We start from the raw sequence: 7,462 nt of genomic DNA on the forward strand, positions 1-7,462 counted from the left end.
ATAGTAACAGGAAATATTTTTGGAGATATTTTATCTGATACAGCTTCAATGGTAGTTGGTTCAATTGGATTATTGCCATCAGCATCAACAGGTGATAAAACTGCAATTTATGAGCCAATACATGGATCAGCACCAGATATCGCAGGACAAGGAATTGCTAATCCAATTGCAACAATTGAAAGTGCAGCAATGATGTTAAGATATTCATTAGGTGAAGAAAAAGCAGCAGATATGATTACAAATGCAATTAAAAATGTATTAAAAGACGGTTATAGAACAAAAGATTTAGCTGAATTTGATGCAAAAGAAGTTTTATCTACTACTGAAATGGGTGAAACAATTACTAGATATTTAAAAATTAAATAAAATTTGGAGACTTAAGAGGATAGTCTTTTCCTCTTAAACTTTTTACATTATTTATTCTTCCTTTTTTTATAAGCATATGCTGCTAGTGAATATCCGCCATCTGAAGAATCGATAAAATGAATATGCTTACCATGTCTTTGAAATATTAAACAGGTCATTAAAGCAGATTTAGACTCATGTACACCATAAACTAACTTGCCTTTTTTATACTCTTCTTGCAAATAGTCTTTTAACTCTTTGGTTTGTTTATTTGTTGTTGATACAACCATTCTAAGTAAATCATCAAATTTTTCAGAATCAATAGTTGATGATATTCTATTTTTATAATTAGCCCATTGTCCGATTTTAAATCTTATTAGAAAATATCCAAGAATATTTATAAATTTAAATTTTAAGATATTAATAAATTTTTCTTTTTTGTTTTTACAATATAATAAAGCTTCAGTATCTAAATCATTATTATCAAAAGATAATTTTAGATTATCTAAACTTAGCGGACTTCTACTGTTTTTATCACCAATAATTCTTTCAAAACTATCTAAAACCTCTTTATAATATAAATCATTCTCACATTTTAAGATTATTGATAATGTTTTATCTTTTGGTGAATTTATTTGTTTCCATCTACACTCTAAGCCTTCTAAATCTAAGTTGAATTTTTCATCAGGTTTTTCATCTATTATATATTTTTGTGAATTTTTAAGAAGCTCTTCTGATAGTTCTAATCCTCCACCTTTAATAATTGCTTGTGAAGATTCATCTTTTAATTTTAGCTTTGTAATTTGTACTTTTTTATTTTGTAGATATATATCATTAATTGGAATAATTCCAACTCTTAAATCTAAAAAATATTTCTCTTTTGCTAGTTTTTGTATATGAACCAAGGCTTGTTTTGTATCAAAAAGTAAACTATTTGGAATTAATATAAAAGAGCCATCTCCACCAAAAACAAAAGGTAAATCTAATAATTTATTAATATTTAGTATTGCAATTATTGATATTGCACCTACAAAATTTATATTTTTATATTTACCTTCTTTTATAGCTTCTGTAGAGTTTTTTACATCTGTTATTACAATAGACCAAGTTGTAGGAATAGCTTTATATTTTTTATTATCCAAAATATCATTTAAGTTATTTATTGATTCTAAGTTTAAATAAAAGTTTTCATTCATAATTAATCCAATTGTTTAGTAATTATTACTTATGAAAGAAGGCAAAAGCCCTCTTAGTTTATATCTCTTGCCCCAATATTACCATATCTATGAAATGAATGTGAAATTGATTGCTCAATAAAGTAGTTTAATAACTCTAATCTACCTTCCATCATTGGTTTAGCTCTTACTATAAATGTTAATGTTTTTGCAGATTCTTTAAATACCTCAGCTGATACTTTTGTAATATCTGAGTAAATTACTCTATCATATCTAGATATTGTTTTAATAAAATCTTTTTCACTTTGTTCTACTAAAGAATCTCTATTTGTAAATAACTCTTTAGCACTTTGCAAAAATGACTTAACTAAATCATTATTTTCAATAGATACTTTAAAATGTACTTTTGACACACGTGCTGCTAAAATTCTTGAAACTGTTTCAAAAATAGTATCATCACTTGAAACTCTAATTAATACATTATCTAAAGGAATATATTTAAAGTGGTTATCTTCTCCTCTAACATTTGCATAATCTTTTTCTTTTGAAAATTCATTTTTATAATTTTCTAAATATGATTGTAAAGAAACTTCTAATTTTTCAAAATCTTCTTTATTATTTAAAGTATTTTTGCATTTTGAAATAAATTGAGTTAATTCATTATCATATTTTTTTGATGTATGTGGTGAAGTTTTTTCATTAACTTCTACAAATTGTGTTATGTAGTTATAAAAACCTGCTTTTCTTCCAGCACCAATTGCTGATTTACCCATTCCACCAAATGGCTGTCTTAATACAATTGCTCCTGTTGTTCCTCTATTTACATAAAGGTTACCAGCTTTTAGATTTTCTTTCCAATAAGAAACTTCTCTTTCATCTAAAGACTCAATTCCAGATGTAAGTCCATAACCAGTAGCATTTACAATATTTACAGCATGTTTTAAATCATTTGCTTTAATTACAGCTAACACTGGTCCAAATAATTCATTCATATGAATAAAACTACCTTCTGATACTCCCCATTTAATTGATGGTTTTAACATATAAGGGTTGCCATCTACATATGAAGGAGCTAATGCCCACGTTTCATCACCTTCGTTATTTTCTAATGCTTTTTGAAGATTCCCACTTACTTTATTAGCTAATGTTCCAATTCTATTTTTAAAATCCCAAATAGAACCAACATTCATAGAAGATGCTGTATCTATTAATGCTTTTTTAAATCCTGCATCATTATAAACTTCTTCTTCTAAAACTAATAGTGAAGTAGCTGAACATTTTTGACCTGAGTTTCCAAATGCACTTTGACATACATTTTTAACAGCTTGTTCTCTATCTGCCATATTTGTAACAATAGTTGCATCTTTTCCACCAGTTTCAGCTGATAAAAATAGATCATTTCTAGTTTCTAACATAGTTGCTGCTGTATCTTCACCACCTGTTAAAATTAAGAAGTCAACATCTTTATTAGGAATTAAATGCTCACCTGCAAGTGCTCCTGGACAAGGAATAAATTGAAGAGTATTTTTTGAAATTCCAGCATCCCAGAAACATTTACACATTTCATAAGAACATAAAGCAGCAACAGATGCAGGTTTAATAATAACTGTATTACCAGCAGCTAATGAAGCAGCAACACCACCTAAAGGAATAGCAATAGGGAAATTCCAAGGAGGAACTACAACACCCACACCTTTGCCTTTAATTTCTAAATTTTCATAAGCTTCAAAATGTCTAACTGCATGTGAATAAAATTCAATAAAATCAATTGATTCAGAAACTTCAACATCAGTTTCAGTAAATACCTTACCAACCTCAGCAGCAGCAACACCAATTAAATCATCTCTTCTCTGTCTTACTTTAATAGCAACTTTTTTTAAGGCTTCATGTCTTTGGGCATGAGTTAAATCTCTCCAACCATCAACATCATCTTTGGCTACTTGTACCGCTTTTTTAATATCATCTTCATTTGCCATAGCAAATCTACCTGCAAGAACATTATTTTGTATTTGTGATTTATCAATTGCATCATAAATTTTTCTCTCACCTATTAACTCTTTACCTCCTACAACAATAGGAGCAATAGTATGAACTGTATTAGATGAATGTTTCCATTTTTTTACAATATTTTTAGCCCATTCATGGTTTTTACTTAAAATAAAATCAGTATCTGCTTCTGCACAATAAGAGTTTGTATCATAAGATGAATTACTGAATTTATCCCATTTTTCTTCTAATCTATTTTGAGTTCTTTTAGAACCTACAAAAGATGTTTTTTCAACTTCAAAAGATTCTCTAAATAATTTTTCTTGCATTTTCCAATCTTTAGAACCAACTGTTAATCCAAATGAGTATCTAATAAAGTTATTTGGACCTGTATTTTCATCAAGTCTTCTAACTAAATAAGCAATTGCATTTGTAAATTGTTCTTTAGATGCAGTTGGAGCATATAAAATCACTTCTTTAGAAATTTCTTTAATTGCTAAACGTGCAGATTCACTCATACCTTCTAGCATTTCTAAAGTATGAAATTCACTAGTATTATTTTCTTGGGCCATTATAGTTGCAAATGCTAATTCAAATAAGTTATGAGAAGCCGTTCCTATATGCATATAAGGAGCATTTTCTTTTAAAAGTGCATATCTTGCCATTCTTTTATAGTTTGAGTCTGTATCACTTTTATCTACATATGTAACCATTTCCCAATGTTTTTGGCTAGCTTCTGTCTCTTCCATTTCCATATTAGCACCCTTAACAAGTCTAAACTTAATAGGGCTTCCACCATTTTTCACTCTATTTCTTGCCCAATCACATAAATCTTTTTGCCAAAGAAATGAATCAGGTAAATATGCTTGTAATACAATTCCAGCATAGAAATCTTTAAATTGTGGAAGGTCAAGAGTTTGCTTAAATACTTCAACTGTAATTGCTAGATCTCTATACTCTTCCATATCAAGATTTATAAATTTATTAATTTTTGTTCCATCAGGTTTAATATATGGATATTTTTGTGCTTGTGCATAAATTTTTGTTAATTTTTCAACTAATATTTTTACAGTATTATCAAAATCTAAAGGATTAATTTGAGAAAAGATTGTAGATATTTTAATTGATAAATAATCAACATTAGGATTAGCAATAGCTTTTAAATATTTTTCCATTCTTTCACTAGCTTCTTCTTCACCTAAAACTACTTCACCAATAAGATTAATATTTACTCTTGTTCCTTCACTTTTTCTTTTTTTAAGATGAGCATTAAAAATCTCTTCTTCACCTTTAATTACTACTGTTTTTGTATCTTCTCTAATTTGATTTACAAATAAAGGAACTGATAAATTTGGTAAATATTTACCAATATTAGTAAAAAGATATAGTAGTGTTTTATCTTTTGTAGTAAAGAAATGTGCCATTCCATGTTTTTCTAATAAAAAACAGATTTGGTCTGCTATTCTTGCATTAGATTCAGCTCTAAAACATTGATCCATAAGCTCAATTAAAAGTGCTTTATCTTTTGGATGTTCAAGCATTTTATTCATTTTTATATAAAATTGCTTATCAAAATCACTTACAAGTTCTGTTGCTCTATTTTGCCACTTTTCTGCTAATTTTATCGCAGAATCAACAAGTTCTTTTTCATTTCTCATTTTAAATCCTTAAAATTAATTTGTTTTTAACAAAGTTTCAAGTAGCTTACAGTTAGGCTTTTTTGTCTGTATGGAGGGGAAATGCCGCCAAGTATTCCCCTTCTTTCTACTTTTCTTCAATGGTTTATTTATTAATGTTTTTTTCCTAAATATGCTTCTTGAATTGTCTTAGAATTTAACAATTCTTCAGCTGTTCCCTCATGTGTAATTTTTCCAACTTCAAGTACATAAGCACGATCAGCTAATTTTAATGCAGCTTTTGCATTTTGTTCAACTAATAACACAGTTACTCCACTTTGAGCGATTACCTTTACAGCTTTAAAAATTGCTTTAATTAAAATTGGAGCAAGTCCTAAAGATGGTTCATCTAAAATTAAAAGTTTTGGTTTAGACATAATTGCCCTACCAATTGCAAGCATTTGTTGCTCACCACCTGAAAGCGTTCCTGCAAGTTGCTTTCTTCTTTCTTTTAATCTTGGCAAAATATCATAAATCCACTCTAGTGTTTCTTTATCATGATTTTTTAAAGTATATGCACCCATCATAAGATTTTCTTCAACACTAAGTGTTCCAAAAACCCTTCGTCCTTCTGGTGAATGAGACATTCCTAAAGATACAATATCATGAGCTTCACATTTTGTAATATCATTTTTATCAAAAATAATATTTCCACTTTTTGCTTTTATTAGTCCTGATATTGTTTGTAAAGTTGTTGTTTTTCCAGCACCATTAGCACCAAGAATTGTTACAACTTCTCCACGTTTTACTTGTAAAGAAATACCTTTAATTGCTGAAATTGCTCCATACGATACATGAAGGTCTTTTATATCTAATAATATTTCATTATTTACCATTACTCATCCTCCTCATCATCATCTGTTCCAATATAAGCTTCAATAACTCTTGGGTCATCTTGAACAAATGAAGGTTCACCTTGAGAAATCTCTTTTCCAAAGTTAATAACAGTTATGTAATCAGTTAATTTCATAACCATCTCCATATCATGTTCAATCATCATAATTCCAAGACCCATCTGTTTAATTTTTAAAATGATATTTGTTAATTCAATTGTTTCATTTTCATTTAAACCAGCTGCTGGTTCATCTAAAATTAGAATTTCTGGATTTGCAGCTAATGCTCTTGCCATCTCAATTTTTCTTTGGTTTCCATATGATAAATCACCAGCTGGAGTATCTGCATATTTGCTAAGTCCAAAAAATTCCATAAGTTCTTCAACTTTTTTCCAGTGTTTCATCTCATCTTTTTTATAAGAAGGTGTATGAACAATAGCGTGATACCATTTTTGATTAGACTTTGTATGTGTTCCTGCAATAATATTTTCAGCAACACTCATTTCTTTAAAAAGTCTAATATTTTGAAATGTTCGAAGAACTCCTCTTTGTGCAATTTTATGAGGACTCATACCTGTTATATTTTCACCTTTATATTTAATACTTCCTTTTTCTGGAGTATAAATACCCGTAACACAGTTAAAAAGTGTAGTTTTACCAGCTCCATTTGGACCAATAATTCCATAAATTTGACCAGGTTTAACTTTTATTGTTAAATCATCAATAGCAACTAAACCATGAAAGAATTTTGAAACATTTTCTATCTCTAATACATATTCCATTATTTAGCTCCTTTTTCTTTATTAACTTTTTTCTTTAAAAAATCTGGTATATTTCCAAATTTTGCAGGCCATACACCATTAGGTCTTAAAATCATAGTAAGAACCATAGCAGCACCAAAGATTAAGTATCTTGATTCTTTAAACTCTGTAAATAATTCTGGTAATACAAACATTACAAATGTTCCAATAATAATCCCAGGAACAGAAGCAGACCCACCAACTAAAACAATAGCAAAGAACATAACAGATTGCATAAAGTTAAATGACTCAGGACTTACAGCAGAATACTGAATAGCAAATACAGCACCCGCAGCACCCGCAATTGCAGCACCTAAAGCAAAAGCAAATAATTTATAATATGAAATATTAATACCCATAGATTTAGCTGCTATTTCATCTTTATTTATATAATATAAAGCACGTCCATATTTAGAATTATCAAGATTTCTAATAATTAAAAATGTAATTAAAAGCAATCCAAATGCCATATAATAAATAGCTCTGTCAGACCATAATTCATATCCAAAAACTCTTACAACATCAATTCCAAAAATACCATTTGGACCACCTGTTAAACCAAATACATCATTTGATAAAACTTGTTCAAAAATAATATTAAATCCAATAGTAGCAACTAATAAATAATCACCTCTTAGATGAATAAT

6 protein-coding genes are annotated in these 7,462 nt (G+C 28.7%); 1 reads left to right on the top strand and 5 read right to left on the bottom strand.

What is annotated here, in order from left to right:
• Positions 1 to 366, top strand: a 366-nt coding sequence (locus ACERKK_RS09160) for an isocitrate/isopropylmalate family dehydrogenase (RefSeq protein ID WP_373772781.1), incomplete at its 5' end; no start/stop codon positions are given.
• 47 nt (positions 367 to 413) lie between these two features.
• On the opposite strand, the gene ACERKK_RS09165 is transcribed toward ACERKK_RS09160, so the two are convergent.
• The 5 genes from ACERKK_RS09165 to ACERKK_RS09185 all read right to left on the bottom strand — a co-directional run.
• Positions 414 to 1,541, bottom strand: coding sequence for a DUF3095 family protein (locus ACERKK_RS09165; RefSeq protein ID WP_373772782.1), 1,128 nt, complete (start codon positions 1,539 to 1,541; stop codon positions 414 to 416).
• Between the two features lie 53 nt (positions 1,542 to 1,594).
• Positions 1,595 to 5,164, bottom strand: coding sequence for a proline dehydrogenase family protein (locus ACERKK_RS09170; protein ID WP_373772783.1), 3,570 nt, complete (start codon positions 5,162 to 5,164; stop codon positions 1,595 to 1,597).
• Between the two features lie 131 nt (positions 5,165 to 5,295).
• Complete coding sequence (locus ACERKK_RS09175; protein WP_373772784.1) at positions 5,296 to 6,018, bottom strand: ABC transporter ATP-binding protein; 723 nt, start codon at positions 6,016 to 6,018, stop codon at positions 5,296 to 5,298.
• Complete coding sequence (locus ACERKK_RS09180; RefSeq protein WP_373772785.1) at positions 6,018 to 6,797, bottom strand: ABC transporter ATP-binding protein; 780 nt, start codon at positions 6,795 to 6,797, stop codon at positions 6,018 to 6,020. The genes ACERKK_RS09175 and ACERKK_RS09180 overlap by 1 nt, the downstream gene beginning before the upstream one ends.
• Positions 6,797 to 7,462 (bottom strand): branched-chain amino acid ABC transporter permease (locus ACERKK_RS09185; protein ID WP_373772786.1); only part of this gene is annotated, 666 nt, incomplete at its 5' end. The genes ACERKK_RS09180 and ACERKK_RS09185, both read right to left, overlap by 1 nt.

It is taken from the genome of Poseidonibacter sp., assembly GCF_041821165.1.
GTDB lineage: Bacteria > Campylobacterota > Campylobacteria > Campylobacterales > Arcobacteraceae > Poseidonibacter.

Bases quoted from the DNA above. Each gene is read 5' to 3' on its own strand.
- ACERKK_RS09165 (WP_373772782.1), bottom strand. From the start codon at position 1,541: ATGAATGAAAACTTTTATTTAAACTTAGAATCAATAAATAACTTAAAT.
- ACERKK_RS09170 (WP_373772783.1), bottom strand. From the start codon at position 5,164: ATGAGAAATGAAAAAGAACTTGTTGATTCTGCGATAAAATTAGCAGAA.
- ACERKK_RS09175 (WP_373772784.1), bottom strand. From the start codon at position 6,018: ATGGTAAATAATGAAATATTATTAGATATAAAAGACCTTCATGTATCG.
- ACERKK_RS09180 (WP_373772785.1), bottom strand. From the start codon at position 6,797: ATGGAATATGTATTAGAGATAGAAAATGTTTCAAAATTCTTTCATGGT.